Genomic DNA, 16919 nt, shown 5'->3' with positions numbered 1-16919 from the left:
ATGACGGAACAAAGCGTTGTCACTCAAGAGTCGCGCTGGGAGACATATGCGGACAAAGCGCTCGCGGGTGAATGTTTAACGATGGAAGAGGGGTTGTCCGTCCTCACTGCCCCTGATGAAGAATTGCTTCCCCTTCTTCACGCCGCCTTTCGCGTTCGGCGCCATTATTTCGGGAAAAAAGTGAAGCTGAACATGATCATCAATGCGAAAAGCGGCTATTGCCCGGAAGATTGCGGCTACTGTTCCCAGTCGATCGTGTCCACCGCGCCGATTGAGAAGTATACCCTGCTGAAAAAAGAGGTGCTGGTCCAAGGAGCCAAAGAGGCGCTTGCCAGGAAAGCGGGCACATACTGTATCGTGGCCAGCGGACGCGGCCCGACAGACAAAGAACTGGATGAAGTGGTGGAGGCGGTCAAAGAGATCAAACGGGACATGAAGCTGAAAATTTGCGCCTGCCTGGGAATTTTGCGGGAAGATCAGGCGAAACGGCTGAAAGAAGCCGGTGTGGAACGGTATAACCACAATCTGAATACCAGTGCCGATCACTATGCCAACATTACGACCACCCATACGTATGATCAACGGGTTCAAACGGTAAAATCGGTCAAAGAAGCGGGGATGTCCCCTTGCTCCGGCTGCATTATCGGCATGGGTGAAACCCATGAGCAGGTGGTGGACATCGCCTATTCCCTGCGTGAACTGGATGCCGACTCCATCCCGGTCAACTTTTTAAATCCCATTCCGGGAACACCGCTTGAGCACAGGCGCGATTTGGACCCTCGCTACTGCCTGAAAGTATTGGCTTTGTTCCGCTTTATCTGCCCGGCCAAAGAGATTCGCGTCTCCGGGGGAAGAGAAGTCAACTTGCGCCATTTGCAACCGCTCTCCCTTTATCCCGCCAACGCGATTTTTGTGGGGGATTACCTCACCACGGAGGGACAGGCGGCCAGTCTTGACCACCAGATGATTGAAGACCTGGGCTTTGAGATCGAAGAGTGCGCCTTATGAGCCGGAGCTGGGATTCATTCATTCAACAGGAATTAGCCCGTCTGGCTTCCCTCGATCTGAAGCGGGAGCTGATCCCCGTCGAACGTGCGGTTCAACCGGTGTGTATCCGTCAGGGAGAGCAAATGATTAATTTTTCTTCCAACAATTATCTGGGCTTGGCCGGACATCCGGAACTGGTCAAAGCGATGCAACAGGCGGCCGGGCGGGGAGCAGGTGCTACCGCTTCCCGCCTGATTTTGGGGCACGACCCGGAGATGGAGCGGTTGGAAGAGGAAATCGCCCGTTTTAAGGGGACGGAGGCTGCTCTGGTGTTCGGAAGCGGATATATGGCCAATGTAGGTGTGTTGTCGGCTTTCCTGAGTAAAAGCGATGCCGTATTTAGCGATCAGCTGAATCATGCCAGCATTGTGGACGGCATCCGTTTAAGCGGGGCGAAACATTACCGCTTTCGCCACCGGGATCTGGATCACCTGGAAAAGATGCTCAAGGATGCTGACGCGAAAGGGTATAAACGAAAATGGATTGTGACCGACACGATTTTCAGCATGGATGGGGATACGGCTCCGCTTGCAGGGCTGGTTCAGTTGAAGGAAAAATATGAAGCGGCCTTGATGGTGGATGATGCCCATGGATCGGGCGTGTTCGGCCCGAACGGAGAAGGCTATCCCCACCAGTTGGGCTTGCAGGACCGCATCGATCTCACCATGGGCACATTCAGCAAGGCGTTTGGCGTGTACGGGGCGTATGTAGCCGGAAAAAAAGACTGGATTCGTTTCCTGGTGCACAAATGCCGCAGTTTCATCTATACGACAGGCTTGCCGCCGGCCGTCACCGGGGGAATTCGCGCGGCGCTAACATTGGTGAAAAACGGACAAGAGTTGCGCCGCCGGCTGCGGGATCAAAGCGGATGGTTCCGGGACCAGCTCCTGAAGCGGGGATTTGATCTGGCCGGGTCTACGACGCACATTGTGCCTGTTGTCATCGGCGGGAGCGGCTCTGCTTTGGCATTCAGCCGGTTTCTCTCGGAACGGGGAATTCTGGCGGTTGCCATCCGCCCTCCGACTGTACCGGAAGGAAAGGCCCGCCTGCGTTTTTCCCTTATGGCCAACCATACGGAAGAAGATTTGGCGAAGGCCGTCGAGGTCATCTCGGAGGCGGGAAGAGAATTGGGTGTGATCTGAGTGAGAGAACCAGCTTCGTTTTTGTGGCTGAGCGGCTGGTCCGTATCGGCGGAAATTTGGCAGCCGTTCATCCGCGAGTTTCCAGGCGTGCGGCATCAGGCGATTGATTTCTGTGATTGTGAACAGAGGGAAGAAATTTTACCCAAAGCCAAAGAAGCCCTTCAAACTCTGGATTCATCCCGGGTGGTTCTGATCGGTTGGTCGCTGGGAGCCATGGCGGCTCTCGAACTGGCTTACCAATTCCCGGACCGGATTGAAGCTTTGTTTTTAATCGGAGCGACGGGAAAATTTGTCCGGTCCATAGAGGAAAAATCCGGCTGGGACGAGAGGGTCCTGAAACGGATGATGAAGGCAGTAAGCTCTGCCCCCGCCCAGGTGATCGGATCATTTGACCAGCGCATGTTTTCCGCTTCAGAATTGGAGTCCGGGTGGCTGAATCAATGGCAAAAAAGATACCGTCGCCGGTTGCCCCCGGTTACGCCGCTGCTCTCGGGTTTGGAGTATTTGCAGCATTTTTCCGTGTACCCGGCGGTCCGGGACATCCAAGCTCCGGTTTACCTGCTTACAGGAGAAGAGGATGCCATTTGTCCGGTCCGGGATGCCAGGTATTTGGAGCGGCACTTGCGTTACGGGGAGTTGACGGTTTGGGAAGAAACGGGCCACTTGTGTTTTTGGACGGAACGGGACCGTTTTCATCACTGGCTGGAGGAGAAGATTTTGGAATGCAAAAAGGACAGGTAGCCAAACGGTTTAATCGTTCGGCGGTCACTTATGACCAATATGCCCTCGTGCAGAAGGAGATGGCCCGTCGCCTTCTTTTTACGCTGCAAACGCTTGATCTGAAAGCAGAAAAGATCCTTGAGCTGGGGTGCGGCACCGGGTATTTCACCCGTCTGCTGCTGGATCATTATCCCGCATCCGAAGTGACGGCTGTCGATCTCGCGGAGAAAATGGTGGAGACCGCCCGGCAAAAAACAGAACCCTCGGACCGTGTCCGCTTTTTCGTGGGTGATGCGGAAAATCTGGACCGAAGCTCGCTTGGGACTTTTGATTTGATTGTGTCCAATGCCATGATCCAGTGGCTGGCGCGTCCCAGCGAAGCCTTATCCGGGTGGGCTTCCTTATTGAAGCCGAATGGCTGGCTGGTTGCCTCCACGTTCGGTCCGGACACCTTTCAAGAACTGCGTTCTCTCTTTCAGCGGGTCGAGGAAGAGATGGGACTGGAACCGAAACCGCATGTAATCTCCATGCGGACACCGGGTGAATGGCAGCGCTTGTTTCATGAATCCGCTTATCGTGAGGTGGATTATCTGGAGTATCGCCATCGCGCAGAATACCGGGATTGCCGTGATTTTCTGAAATCTGTCAAAGCGACCGGGGCCAGTTACAATGAAGCCGAACTCAATTTGCTAACGAGTAGTCGCGTTCTTCTTCGGGTGATGGATGCGTACAACCGAATCTATCGGTCCGGAAGCGGGGTGTCGGCCACTTATCACTTGGTGGAGATCCGCGGGCGGAAACGGGCCGAATAACAATGAATGATGGGGAGAGATCCCCGTTTTTTCTTTGTTTAAAACGGGAAGTTTGAAACATGGGCAGGAGTTTGCGAACAAAAGGAGAAACAAATAGCTCAATAGAAACGGAATTCCTTTAACATATTACAGAATTTTCTGTAATATAGAAATAGAAATAGGAAAAGTCAAGAGAGGAGCGGTGAGCAGTGAAGATGGACAAAGACCGGCTGGTACGACAAATCAATCAATCCGTAACTTCATTTGATGAACATGCGGTTATACATAAAAAGATGGCTCATCGGCTCCTCTTCGCTGTCAAAGAAAAAATGGCTCATGCAGAACAGATTTTGGAGATCGGGTGCGGCACCGGATATTTGACGCAACTCCTCATCGACCACTACCCCACAGCCACGGTGACGGCGGTTGATTTGGCGGAAAAAATGATCTCGACTGCCAAAGAGAAAGTGGAACCCCGCGAGCGGGTCCGGTTTTTAACAGCCGATGCGGAACAGATTGAATTCAGCCGGCTCGGTTCTTTTGATTTTATCGTCTCCAATGTCACCTTTCAGTGGCTCACTTCTCCGGAGAAAACCATTTGCAATTTAATAAGGGCTTTAAAAACGGAGGGGTGGTTGATGACCACCACATACGGTCCCGACACCTTTCAGGAATTGAGGGAGATGTTTCAACGAGTGGAGCAGGAGGCCGGGATCCAACCGGAAAAACACACCTTGCCGCTCAGGTCTGCCGAGCAGTGGGAACTTCTTTTCCAAAGAACCGGTCTGACTCATGTCCAGTCCATTGAAGGCTGGCACCGTTCCGTCTTTTCCGACTGCCGCCAGTTTCTCGAATCCGTGAAAGCCACGGGGGAAAGCTACAGTGAAGCAAATTATTCCGTCTCGGCCACCCGCCGGATCCTGACCACGGTGATCGAGCGATATAACTATACCTACCGGTGCAGGGAGGGAGTCTACGCAACCTATCACCTGCTGCAAATCATGGGTCAAAAAGGCCGGGATTCTTCATTTTCCTTTTGCTTGTAAACGTGCTTTATACGATAATAGAAGCGTATATGGATAAGAAAGGGTTGACGGCATGTTTAAATCGCTTCTTGCTTCCCTGGGCGTAGGCGCTGCGAAAATCGACCTGATCCTGGATCGCGATGTAGTGGTGATGGGCGAAGAGGTGACAGGAAAGATCGTGTTGAAAGGCGGAGAGGTGGAACAGCTGATTGAAGGGCTCTCCGTCGAGTTTCGTCTGGCTTCCTCTTATAAAAAAGGAGACCATCATGTCCATGTGAATGAAAAAATCGCCACCATCCCGATTTTGACCGAAACGTATACCGTCCCTCCCCACCAAGTCACAGAGTATCCGTTTTCGTTTATCTGCCCCAATTATTTGCCCGTTTCTTCCGTCAACACGCGCTATTACTTTCAAACCAATCTCGAGATCAGCAATGCTTTGGATGCGAAGGATCGCGATTTTGTCGAAGTCCATCCTTCCGGCTTGCAAAAAAATTTCCTGGACGGTTTCAAGGCCCTGGGCTTCGTTCATCGCGGGGAAGGATATACCGGCAGCAGGGACCAAGGAATTCAAATCATTCAGTTTCATCCCACCACTTGGCTGAAGGGTGAATATGACGAAATTGTCTTTATGTACCAGCCGCATGCCACCCAACATGGGGTGAGCGGATTTTTTGAGCTGGACAAACGCACCAGCGGGCTGCTCGGCATGATTGCCGACGAGCTGGATTTGGATGAGAAAAAAGGCCGTTTCCATTTTAACGCCGCTGAACTGGCTTCGGTGGACCAAGCAGCTGAAACGATTCGCCGGTTTATTATTACTAATTCTCAAGGGTTGATCGGCAAGTAATGATCGAAGATGTTTCGCGCCGGATTATTAAACTCCGGCGTTTTTTTATGTTGCCGAATTTTTCAGCCCATCACCGAGGGAACTCTTTTGCTAAGATAGAGAGGGATGGTTGAAGCAGGATATTCACAGAAGAAAGAACAGCTTCGATCACGGAGGGAGTGGAATGTGTGTCGGAAATACGCATCTTGCTGGTCGACGATGAGGTTGAAATTTTAAATATGATCCGAATCGCCCTGCTGAAAGAGGAAGTCGGTCAGGTGTTGACGGCCGGGAGCGCCGCTGAAGCCGTCCGGCTGTGCCGGGAACACCGTCCGCATCTCATCGTGCTCGATGTCATGCTGCCCGATGGGGAAGGGTTTGATGTGTGCCGGGAAATGAGGCAGTTCACAGATGCTCCCATCCTCTTTTTAACGGCACGAACCACCGATTTAGACAAACTGACCGGCTTCAGCATGGGTGCGGATGACTATATTACCAAGCCGTTTAACCCCCTGGAACTGGTTGCGCGCATCAAAGCCCAACTCCGGCGCTTGCAACTGATCCGGTCTGCGATTCAGGCCAAACCCAACATTTATGACTTTGGCCGCTTTTCGATCCATGAGGAATCCGGACAGCTGATCGTGAACGGGAGAGAAGTTCCCTGTCCCGCGATGGAGTATAAACTGCTGGTGTTTCTTTGCAGCCACCCGAACCGCATTTTCAGCAAAAAACAACTCTACGAGCAGGTGTGGGGAGAAGAGAGTTTGGGGGATGAGAACACGGTCATGGTCCATATCAGAAGATTGCGGGAAAAGATCGAAATCAACCCCAGTCACCCCGAGTATTTGGTCACCGTGCGCGGACTTGGCTATAAACTGGTCGCTCCCAAAAGAGGGTTGCCGCAGTGAAGCTCAACGGTCGGATTACATGGCATTTTTTATGGCGGTCTTTTTTGGTGATGGTGCTGATCACCGTGTATTACATGGGATTGATCCTCGTCGCCTATAACGACCTATCCGACATTATAGAGAGACAGACCCGAAAATACGAGTCTCCGCGCGATCTCCTGGTCGATGTTTATCATCACACCCATATTCAGGGCCGGACAGTGAAAGTGGATTCACAACAGCTCAGAGAAGTGGCGAAAAGCCGGGGGTGGGTGCAAGTTTTGGATCGGACGGGGAGAGAAATCTTCCAATATCGGCGGCCGGACGACATCCCGAGACGATATACGCCGGGAATGCTTGTCGACTACAGAAAAAAAGAGGTCTCCGCCTATCAAATCTATACCTGGTATCATGGCGATTACACCTGGATTTACGGGGTCACCAAACCGGAGGCGGCTCTGCTGCAGGAAGTGCAAAAGCAAACCTCGCTGCAAGGCGAAAGAGTGAATGTGGCTCCGTCGGCATTGGCGAAACTCTCCCAACATCATTCCTGGCTGCAAATATTGGATGAACAGGGGAGAGAAATTTTTCAATACCATCGTCCCGCCGGCCAACCCATCCGGTATACTCCAGGCTTGTTTGCATATCACGAAGAATATGAATCCCGTCTGATCTATCACAGTGATACCTTGAACGGCAAACGGCTCACCTGGGTGATTGGACTGCCGGACTCTGACTTCGGGACAGATACCGATATGAACCAATATGGGGCGGAAAGAAGGAGAGAAAGAGGGGAATTTATCTTTTATGCGTCCATGGCGGGCAACATCGTCATCGTCTTTTTGATCGCCTTTTTGTTTGGAAACCGACTGGGCAGGCCCGTATTGCATATGATGGACTGGCTGCAGGATCTGGCCCGGGGAGTCTATGCCGAACCGGTGAACAGAAAAGGAGTCCCGAAGAGCCTGGATCCGGCCAGCGGGAAATTGCGCCGTTCATACCGGACGTACCGGGAAGTGATCGAAGCACTCCGCCAACTCACATCTGCCTTAAAACAAAACGAGGACAACAGGCTTCGCCTTGAAAAGACCAGAGAAGAGTGGATTGCCGGGATCTCCCACGATTTGAAAACACCGCTGTCTTCAGTGAAAGGCTATGCGGATTTGCTCTGTGAAGAAGAGTATGACTGGAACAGAGAGGAAATCAGGCAGTACGCCCGCGTCATCCGGGATAAAGCGCAGTATATGGAAGAGCTGATCGATGACCTCAACCTGACTTTTCGCTTGAAAAATGAAGCGCTGCCTCTGCAAAGACAAGAACAAGATCTGGTGGAGCTGGTCCGCCGTTCGGTGATCCATTTGGCCAACAATCCCATGGCGGCAGATCAATGCATCACATTTGAACCCGAGGCAGAACCGCTTTATTTTCCCGTGGATCCAAAATGGTTCCAACGGGCGCTCAACAATTTGCTGACCAACGCGTCCGTCCATAATCCGGCCGGAACGAAAATCTCTGTTACTGTTGCCAAAAGAACGGACAAAGGCAGGGAAGAAGTAATCATCTCCATTGAAGACAACGGGCGGGGAATGGATGAGGAAACGCGGTCCCGGTTATTTGACAGGTATTATCGCGGAACCCATACGTCCGTGAAAGAAGCCGGAACGGGTCTCGGCATGGCGATCGCCGACCAATTGATCCAAGCGCATGGCGGCCGGATCGAGATTGACAGTTCACCGGGAAAAGGGACCAAGATCCGCATTGTATTGAGACAGTAAAGAATAGGATCAAACGCCTGGTTTTTACAGAAAACCAGGCGTTTTTTACTGCCGGAAATCAACGGATGAACACAATGTATGGGAAATTTGCAAGATCCAATCTTTGCGAGCTGCTCGGCTGTTTTGGGGTAGGCCATTACCACGGCTGAAACCACGAACAACGTCGTCCAAATAATTCGATTCGAATCCCGATTCCGCCTTTATTTTATTTCTTGAAACGATTCTCATCCCTATATATACTCAGTATATGAGTACTGAGTATATAGTGATGAGGAGAGAGTAACGATGGTCCGTTTGGAAAACGTCACCAAAATCCACTCGACCGGGACTGCCCCATTTGCCGCCTTGAAAAATATCTCTCTTCAAGTGAACAAAGGCGAATTTGTTGCCGTTATGGGACCGAGCGGTGCAGGAAAAAGCACGCTTTTGCAACTGATCGGAGGACTCGACGTCCCTACGGAAGGTTCTGTGTGGGTGGATGGGATGGAACTGTCCCAGTTGGGGGAGACGAAACGAACGATGTTTCGCCGCAGCAAGATTGGTGTAATATTCCAAAATCATCAGCTGCTTCCGATGCTGACGGTAGAGGAAAACATTGCCTTTCCCCTTTACGCCGACAGGACACCCAAAGCTACGATTAAGAAACGCGTGGCCCGGTTGCTTGATCAGTTGGGCCTGAAGGATAAAGCGAATAGTTTTCCCTCAGCGCTCAGCGGCGGCGAACAGCAGCGTGTGGCCATTGCCCGTGCCCTGGCCATCAAACCGGCCCTTTTGCTTGCCGACGAGCCGACCGGGAATTTGGACAGAAGTCAGGGAGCTGAGTTACTGAAACAATTGTCCAGGCTTCACCGGGAAGAGGAACTGACCCTGATCATGGTGACTCACGATCCCTACGCCGCCGGGTTTGCCGAGCGCATGCTCATGCTTCGTGATGGACGGATCGTCGATGAGTGCTCAGCAAAGGGGGGAGACATTCGTGAACTTATGGAAAATCTCTTTTCGCCCCTGGATTCGCCATAAATGGCGCACGATTTTTACGATGATCTCGATCGTGTTGGGAACGGCCCTGATGACGTCCATGATGACTTCCGTGCAGGCAACTCAAACGGCTGTGCGGGCCAAACTGGAACAGGAGCCGCCGAGGCTGACGATCAAAGGGAACAACTTTGTCTTTTCAGAGGACTTGGTTTCCCTTGTCCGTCAATCGGTTGGTCCGGATGTACGGGTCAAGGCCCGGTTGGATTACACTGTTCAAGTTCAGTTGTCCCATCGCCCCTCTCCGAAGGAAGAGACAGACTCGCTGAAGGTTCGTCTCCATGGATTCGTGTCCCCGGCGGAAGAGCTCCGGCCTTTTCGGATGCAGGATGGGGATTCGCGCGGACAGGGGCTTTGGATCGATCAAAAGACAGCCCGGTTATGGAAGGTTCAAGCGGGCGATACCGTTTTGTTTATGGTGAAAGGAAAGCCTCAACCCATTCGCGTTACGGCCGTTGTGAATCAAACACCGGAGCTGAGCAATCCCGATCATTGGGAGGAAGCGAATGACCAAGTTTGGAACGTGGCACTTCCGCTCTCCACTTTGCAGCGTTGGACGGACAATGGGGGCAAGATCAGCGCCATTGAAATAACTCCCCCGCGCGATGAGATCCCTGCTTTCAAAAAACGGCTCAATGATGCGCTATCCCGTTATCCTGTCTATGTGGAGCAGGATATCAAGGATGAGTTGGATCTTGCACGGGGAATGGATGAAATTTTTCAGGGTCTCCAGGCGGTCGGCTTCCTGGGGATCGCCTTGGGCACGCTGATTCTATATGGAACCTACCATGCTTCGGTGGCGGAACGAAGAAGCGAATTTGCCGTGATGAAAGCTGTCGGTTTCACTTCCCGGCAAATCGTCGTTTGGCTCCTGCGTGAAATCATGATCTTCGCTTTGATGGGGGTCCCGATCGGAGTGCTTCTCGGTGCGGTCTCGTCCCGTTGGATCGCCCAAGAACTGGACAGAATCTTTGATTTGCGGACGCCAGTGCCGCCCGACTGGTTCCCTTCCCTGTTGATCGCGGGCTGTGCAAGCTTGATCGCCGTTGTGCTCGCAACCCTTGTTCCGCTTTTCCATGCGGCTAAAACCAAATGCGGCCACTATGGTGAAGCAAGGGGATCTAACAAGCGGTCTCTTCCTCTTCAATGGCTGTTCAAGATTTTGTCCCTGTTTCCGGCAGTCATGAAATGGGTCTTTCTAGCGGTTTCTCTCATCGCATCTAAGCTTCTCGGCTATGAAGGTGAACTGGCCAAACGCTATACGCTCAGCAATCCCTCGAGAATCGCGTTGCCTGCCGGTCTGATTTGCGTGACAGTCGCTTGCATGGTTGTGACGGTGCACATAGAGGCTGCCGCAGAGCGCAACATTCACGTCAGTTCGCGCCCGTTGTTGGGCGGTGACCTTGCGTTTTCCCTGTATGAGCCGGCCGGGGCCGAAGAATTGTCACAAATGTCCAGGTGGCCCGGTATACAAAAGTGGTCTGCTTATCGTGAAATGAAGGCAGCCGCATGGATGGATCGGAAAAGCCGGGACGTGCTTGTCATCAGTTCGCCGGACCCCGAATGGAAACTGCCCCTGTTTGTCCCGGACCAACCGGGCGGAGAAATTCGGGACCGGATGAAGAAGCCCAACGCGATTTTGCTGGGACAAACCCTTTACCGTGAATGGGGCGGGAAAACGGGAGATTTCATCTGGATCGAAACACCGAAAGGAAAGCGCCCTTTCCAGGTGGTCGGGCAAGTGTACACCCTGCGGGGAAAAGGGAACGCCGCTTTCGTCTCTGACGATTCATTTGTCCAAACATTCGGGTCGCACGATGTGAGGCACGTGGTGATTCAAAAGGCTCCGTCCGCTGACATTTCCCGGATCAAACAACAAGTGATCGACACTTATTCGGAACGTCTCTTCTCCGTTCAAACCTTGGATGGGTTTATCGAACACCGATTGGAAGCCACACGGCACCCGCTCAAACTTTTCCGGCTTCTGCTTGGAGCGATCTGGATCGTCGCTGGCCTGGGCTTATTGAATGCGATTTGGGTGAGCGTGCTGGAACGTTCAGAAGAAATCCGGTGGATGAAATTGATTGCTTTCACCCCAAAGCAAGTACGCAACACCATCATCGCAGAAGGTTTCATCATCGGGATGTCGGGTACGCTCGCCGGAATCACACTCGGCTTCCTCCTTGTTCCAGCGGCGATGGCTGGTGCGGACATTATTGGAGTGCGGGAAGCGGGTCCAATGCCGTTCAGTTCCTTGCTTCTCATCGCCGTGTTTGGGTTGATCATCAGTTTCCTGGCGAGCTTTCCCCCGGCGGCCAAAGCAGCCCGCATTTCTGTTGCCCATGTTCACCAGCAGGATTAAGGAGGGGCTTCGATGTCTGTTAAACATGCGATTCTCGGACTTTTATACGAAAAACCGCGCCATGGGTATGAGATCAAGACAGGTTTTGAACAGATGGTCCACCAACAATGGCCCTTGAATTCCGGACAAGTGTACACCACCTTGGAACGTTTGGTTCGGGACCGGCTGGTTGAGCCGCTGGGAGAAGATGTACGGGACCGGAAACAATATCGGATCACCGAAGCGGGCAAACAAGAGTTGAGGCGATGGCTGCTTGAACCCGTGCAAAAATCGCTGTTGAAAGACGAAATGTTTTTCAAATGGTTGTGTGCGAGAAAAATGGGTTTTCCCGAAATCGACAAGATGATTATGAACCAAAAGAAAAAAATGATGGAAACGATCTTGCAGCTTACGCAATTACAAGCACAACTGGATCGGGAACAACACGGGGACATGATCCTTTTAATCGAGGGCGGCCTGCTGCATCTGGAAGCGGACCTCAAATGGCTGCAATGCCTGGAGGAAGAAGGATCGTCCCCTGCCTGGGAGGTTCAACATGAAAAGAAGAGGGAGTAAGGGGAGCCCGGTCTTAGAGGTCCTTAACCTGACGAAGCGGATCGGGGGCAAAGCCTTAATCGATCAGGTGTCTTTTCAAGTATATCCCGGGGAAGTGTTTGGCCTCCTCGGACCCAATGGCGCCGGTAAGACGACACTCATCCGGATGATGGTGGGGCTGATGGGGATCACCGAAGGAGAGGTGCTCATTCACGGAGCCAGCATTCGAACGCGTTTCGAAGAAGCGATTCAACATGTGGGGGCGATTGTGGAAAATCCCGAGTTCTACGGGTATATGTCAGGATACAAGAACCTGGTCCACTTTTCCTGCATGCGGCCTGAGGTAACAACAGACAGAATCGATGAGGTGGTTTCATTAGTCAGGTTGGACCCGTACATCGATGACCCTGTTCGGACATATTCTTTGGGAATGCGGCAGCGGCTGGGATTGGCACAGGCCATCCTTCACCGGCCTTCCATATTGATTCTGGACGAGCCGACGAACGGGCTGGATCCGGCGGGAATACTGGAACTTCGCCATTATTTGCGTGATCTTGCCGCAAAGGAAGGAACCGCAGTGGTGGTTTCGAGTCACTTATTATCTGAAATGGAGCTCGTATGTGACAGAGTGGCCTTTCTTCAGCAGGGGAGACTGATTGACATCAGGCGAATGGATGAGAGGGTGCGATCCGGTCAAGAGCAGCCGGTTCGAGTGGAAGTGGATCAGCCGGAAAAAATTCCCCGCATTTTAAAGGACTGGGGGGGTGGCCGCCATTGGAGGTTTGTATCCGACGGATTTGAAATTATCCTGCCGAGGGAACAGATTGCGGATTTGAATATGAAACTGTGTGCCGAGGGAATCCGGGTATATGAAATTCGAAGGCTGGCACCCACTCTAGAGCAGATGTTTCTGGAGATGACAGGAGATGATCCGAATGCCTAATCTTTGGAGTCTGATTCGGATGGAAAATCTAAAAATATTTGAACGTTCCAGGACATGGGTATTTTTCGGAGCGTTGATTACATGCAGTTTCATCATCGCCTGGATCATGAACTGGTTTGGGTTTTTGAATGCTGGCCGGGATGATGCATGGGAATTTGTATGGAGTTCCGTGCAAACTCTGTTTCTCGCAAAGCTGCTTGCTTCGGTGATTGCAGGGGATATTGTATCCAGTGAATTTGCCTGGGGAACGGCAAAATTATTATTGATTCGCCCGGCCAGCCGAACGAAAATTCTCTTCGCCAAGTATATGGCCGTTCTGATATTTGTCGCCCTATGTATGATCCTGACCTTGTTCTCTTCCTTTTTGTTTGGCGCCATGTTTTTTGGCATTCGTTTCGATGTTCAGTACGTCACTCCCAAATGGCAAGACATCGGGGCTGTTTATGGGTTATTTTTCGTTGAAATCATCATGACAGCGACATTTGCTTTTATGCTGTCAGCCATCTCACGGAGCAGTTCATTTTCGATTGGCCTGTCGGTTTTCTTTATACTGGCCGGACCCGCAGTGGTAGAGTTGTGCCGAATGGTCGGATTTGACGGAGGAAAATATCTGCTGTCTGCCAATATGAATCTGCGTCAGTATATGGAAGGAAACAACCCGTTATTCGAAGGAATGTCGCCGGGATTTTCCATCACTGTTCTGCTTATCTATTTCTTCGTTTTTCATCTGTTGTCATGGATCTCTTTTACCAGAAGGGATATAGACGTCTAATGTGAATGGTGCAACGATTGAATTCACGACGAACCGCCATTCAACTGAAAGTTGGTCTGTGAACTGTTTCGATTTAACAAAGCAGCAGATGTCGTTCATCCGATGTGTTTTCGGGAGTGAGAGACTCCAATGATCGGGTTGTTGCAGGCCATCAACACATCTCCTTAAACTCACCAATCCATATGAAAATCTTTGGAGGATCACAATGAAATTGTTTAAAAATAAACCATTCAAACGCAAATGGATCTATGTATCTCTCCTTTTCCTCCTCTTTGTCTATCTGAATAACAGTTCACTGCTGGTCGCAGAAAATCAGGGGAAACCTTTGCTGCTTGCTCACCGCGGACTTGCCCAAACATTTCCGATGGAAGGATTAACAAATGAAACGTGCACAGCGAAGCGGATTTACCAGCCCGAACACCCCTACTTGGAAAACACGATTCCTTCTATGAAAGCAGCGTTTCAGGCCGGGGCAGATGTGGTTGAATTGGATGTCCATCCCACAAAGGATGGGAAGTGGGCTGTTTTTCACGATTGGACCCTGGAGTGCAGGACCAATGGCAAGGGAGTCACACGGGATCATACGCTGGCAGAATTGAAGAAACTGGATATTGGTTACGGCTATACGGCTGATGGCGGAAAAACCTTTCCTTTCCGTGGCAAAGGGGTGGGTCTGATGCCATCCCTGGATGAAGTCTTTCGGCAATTTCCGAATCAATCGTTCCTGATCCATATCAAAAGCGATGATCCGAAAGAAGGTATCCAACTGGCTGGTTATCTTTCCAAACTTCCACCCTCTCACCTGGATAAATTAGCGGTGTATGGCGGAGATCAGCCGATTCAAGCTTTACAAGAGCGACTTCCCGGCATGCGGGTGATGTCAAAACAAACCATGAAAGATTGCCTGGTTCCATACATTGCCGTAGGATGGACGGGCTATGTTCCAAGTTCTTGCTCCCGCACTCAATTGCATATCCCTGAAAAAATCGCCCCGTGGCTTTGGGGTTGGCCCGATCGTTTTCTCCAGCGAATGGATCAACACGACACGCGTGTGATTCTTGTCGCCGGAGGGGGCGGTTTCTCCGAGGGATTTGACACAGCCGAGGATCTCAAACGGCTTCCCCGCCATTATACCGGCGGAATTTGGACAAACCGGATTGACCGAGTGGCGCCTCTACTCAAGGAAGAGATTCAGAAACAAGAGTAGATATCTTGAGGCTACGAATAAAAACGGACATGACAGCTTGGCACGACCCTGGATGAAAAGCCCGGCTGCGGAATTTGTTTGTGTCAATCCGGTGGGAATGTTGGCCTGTTTTGATCCCGCTCCGAAATCTTTTTGGCGACTCCGTTCCGATGCAGTGGCAGAGTCACTCGTCGCCAAAAAGATTTCTCCGCTGGTTCTGCTTATCAAGATTGACAAAGAAACGGGTCCATGAAAGCTTGCAGAATTCTGGATAAAAGCCCGCTCCGGAATTTTTTTCCGTCTCCGCTCCAATGCAGTGGCAGAGTCGCTCCACCGGAAAACAAATTCCTCCGCTCACACGTATCTATTTTTCACACAAAAGCTTACATGACGTACTGAGACAACCTAAAGATCAAACGCAAAATCGTGCAGGGAGGCCGTGATTGGGCGAAGTGCCTTTGAGGCCGTCCCCAGCGGAGGCCCCGAGCGGAGGGAGGAAGCGGGTAACGTGTTTGAGCGACAGCGAGTTTTACCCGCGCCCGTAGCGAGAGGGCCGGAGCGGCCAGTTTTCATCCCCGCCGGCCTCAAGAGCACGGAGACCAACACGGCCGACCGCCCCGGAAGCACAATCACAGAAAAAATTCTTTCACAACCCGTTTTGCTTCATTGGCAGTTACAAGAGCACGGAGACCAACACGGCCGACCGCCCCGGAAGCACAATCACAGAAAAAATTCTTTCACAACCCGTTTTGCTTCCTCGCCGGCCTCAAGAGCACGGAGACCAACACGGCCAACTGCCCCCGAAGCACAAACATAGATACACCTTCCCTACACAACACAGTTTGACAGAAAACGATCATGGCTCACAGTACACTATCATGGTAGGGAATGTGGACCATACAATTTTCGTATAAAAAAGAACCGAGGGATGCACGTGAAAATCGACTATTCCCGCAAAATCCCAAAAACGATCTTAACCCCGGCCACGGGCTATTTAACCGGATATAACTATACGTTAAATCCCTACACGGGTTGTGCGTTTGCCTGCTCATACTGCTATGTGCGCAGAATGCCGATTGCCCTGTTCCGCGGGCAGGAATGGGGAACATGGGTGGAGATGAAACAACATGCAACTGAACTCCTGCGCCGGGATTTAAAAAAAGCGAAGAAAAAAGGGCCGGTCACCATCTTTATGTCTTCCAGCACAGACCCTTATCAGCCGCTGGAATATAAAGAACAGGTGACCCGGGCGCTGCTCGAAGTCATGGCCGTGAATCAACCGGACTTCCTGTTCGTCCAGACGCGCAGCCCGCTTGTCACCAGAGATATCGATTTATTTGCGGAGCTGAAAGACCGGATTCGCATCAGTGTAACGGTGGAAACCGATCTGGAGGAGATCCGGAAAACATTTACCCCATTTGCCCCGCCGATTGCAGCCAGGCTTCAGGCACTGAAAAGATTAAGAGCTGCCGGCTTGCCGGTTCAAGCCACTCTTTCACCGGTTCTGCCATTTTCAAAAAAATTTCCGGGGAAATTGGCAGAGATTGTCGACCGTGTTTGTGTGGATGATTATTTCCGGGGGGACGGCAGCGGCGGGAGACGGACGGAGAAGCTGGGAATCAGGCGGATTTATGAAAGGCTCCATCTGGAAGAGTGGTACCAAAAAGAAACCATCGAAAAAGTCGTGGAAGAACTGAAAGAGACTTTTGACGAAAGCCGGATATTGTTGAGTCAGCAAGGTTTCCTCCCTTGACGTGCCGGGAGGAAACCTTGACGACAAAATGTACGAAAAAGTGCGACTTCCCTCTTGACGGATGAAGAAAACAGAGAAATAATATTATTGAAATCAATTTTAAAGCAAGGAAAATTTC

The 16919-nt window shown here is 51.5% G+C and carries 16 protein-coding genes; all 16 read left to right on the top strand.

Annotated elements, in window-relative coordinates; translation table 11 throughout:
* The 16 genes from bioB to BMW55_RS04550 all read left to right on the top strand — a co-directional run bounded on the left by bioB (position 1) and on the right by BMW55_RS04550 (position 16801).
* Entirely contained in the window at positions 1-1008 is a 1008-nt protein-coding gene (gene bioB / locus BMW55_RS04625) for a biotin synthase BioB (RefSeq protein ID WP_089965800.1), read from the top strand.
* Positions 1005-2189, top strand: a complete 1185-nt coding sequence (bioF, locus tag BMW55_RS04620) for an 8-amino-7-oxononanoate synthase (protein WP_089965798.1) — start codon at positions 1005-1007, stop codon at positions 2187-2189. The genes bioB and bioF overlap by 4 nt, the downstream gene beginning before the upstream one ends.
* Entirely contained in the window at positions 2190-2930 is a 741-nt protein-coding gene (locus BMW55_RS04615) for an alpha/beta fold hydrolase (RefSeq protein WP_089965796.1), read from the top strand.
* Positions 2912-3721, top strand: coding sequence for a malonyl-ACP O-methyltransferase BioC (bioC, locus tag BMW55_RS04610; protein WP_089965795.1), 810 nt, complete (start codon positions 2912-2914; stop codon positions 3719-3721). Before BMW55_RS04615 ends, bioC (BMW55_RS04610) begins: the two co-directional genes overlap by 19 nt.
* A gap of 194 nt (positions 3722-3915) precedes the next feature.
* The gene (gene bioC / locus BMW55_RS04605; protein ID WP_244527450.1) at positions 3916-4746 is read left to right on the top strand and encodes a malonyl-ACP O-methyltransferase BioC; all 831 of its coding nucleotides are present in this window, start codon (positions 3916-3918) and stop codon (positions 4744-4746) included.
* Between the two features lie 52 nt (positions 4747-4798).
* Entirely contained in the window at positions 4799-5575 is a 777-nt protein-coding gene (locus BMW55_RS04600) for a sporulation protein (RefSeq protein WP_089965792.1), read from the top strand.
* 167 nt (positions 5576-5742) lie between these two features.
* On the top strand, positions 5743-6462 hold the full coding sequence (locus BMW55_RS04595) for a response regulator transcription factor (protein ID WP_089965791.1): 720 nt from the start codon (positions 5743-5745) through the stop codon (positions 6460-6462).
* Positions 6459-8216 carry a sensor histidine kinase gene (locus BMW55_RS04590; RefSeq protein WP_089965789.1) on the top strand — a complete coding sequence of 586 codons (1758 nt, stop codon included), beginning with the start codon at positions 6459-6461 and terminating at the stop codon, positions 8214-8216. The genes BMW55_RS04595 and BMW55_RS04590 overlap by 4 nt, the downstream gene beginning before the upstream one ends.
* Before the next feature lie 285 nt (positions 8217-8501).
* The gene (locus BMW55_RS04585; protein ID WP_089965787.1) at positions 8502-9236 is read left to right on the top strand and encodes an ABC transporter ATP-binding protein; all 735 of its coding nucleotides are present in this window, start codon (positions 8502-8504) and stop codon (positions 9234-9236) included.
* Positions 9193-11613, top strand: coding sequence for an ABC transporter permease (locus BMW55_RS04580; protein ID WP_170839738.1), 2421 nt, complete (start codon positions 9193-9195; stop codon positions 11611-11613). The genes BMW55_RS04585 and BMW55_RS04580 overlap by 44 nt, the downstream gene beginning before the upstream one ends.
* A gap of 12 nt (positions 11614-11625) precedes the next feature.
* Complete coding sequence (locus BMW55_RS04575) at positions 11626-12168, top strand: PadR family transcriptional regulator (protein ID WP_089965784.1); 543 nt, start codon at positions 11626-11628, stop codon at positions 12166-12168.
* Positions 12149-13090 (top strand): ABC transporter ATP-binding protein, encoded by a 942-nt coding sequence (locus BMW55_RS04570; RefSeq protein WP_089965783.1) that lies wholly within the window; start codon positions 12149-12151, stop codon positions 13088-13090. The genes BMW55_RS04575 and BMW55_RS04570 overlap by 20 nt, the downstream gene beginning before the upstream one ends.
* Entirely contained in the window at positions 13083-13862 is a 780-nt protein-coding gene (locus BMW55_RS04565; RefSeq protein WP_170839737.1) for an ABC transporter permease, read from the top strand. Before BMW55_RS04570 ends, BMW55_RS04565 begins: the two co-directional genes overlap by 8 nt.
* 205 nt (positions 13863-14067) lie before the next feature.
* Entirely contained in the window at positions 14068-15069 is a 1002-nt protein-coding gene (locus BMW55_RS04560; protein ID WP_089965779.1) for a glycerophosphodiester phosphodiesterase family protein, read from the top strand.
* A 37-nt stretch (positions 15070-15106) separates the two neighbouring features.
* Entirely contained in the window at positions 15107-15301 is a 195-nt protein-coding gene (locus BMW55_RS04555) for a hypothetical protein (protein ID WP_089965778.1), read from the top strand.
* A 681-nt stretch (positions 15302-15982) separates the two neighbouring features.
* A complete protein-coding gene (locus BMW55_RS04550) occupies positions 15983-16801 on the top strand; it encodes an SPL family radical SAM protein (RefSeq protein WP_089966028.1) in 819 nt (272 codons plus the stop codon).
* The last annotated feature ends 118 nt before the right edge of the window (positions 16802-16919 follow it).

It is taken from the genome of Lihuaxuella thermophila (genome assembly GCF_900110165.1).
Classification (GTDB): domain Bacteria; phylum Bacillota; class Bacilli; order Thermoactinomycetales; family Thermoactinomycetaceae; genus Lihuaxuella; species Lihuaxuella thermophila.
The sequence above is the reverse complement of the archived record's forward strand: the minus strand, read 5'-3'. Positions and strand labels throughout refer to the sequence as shown.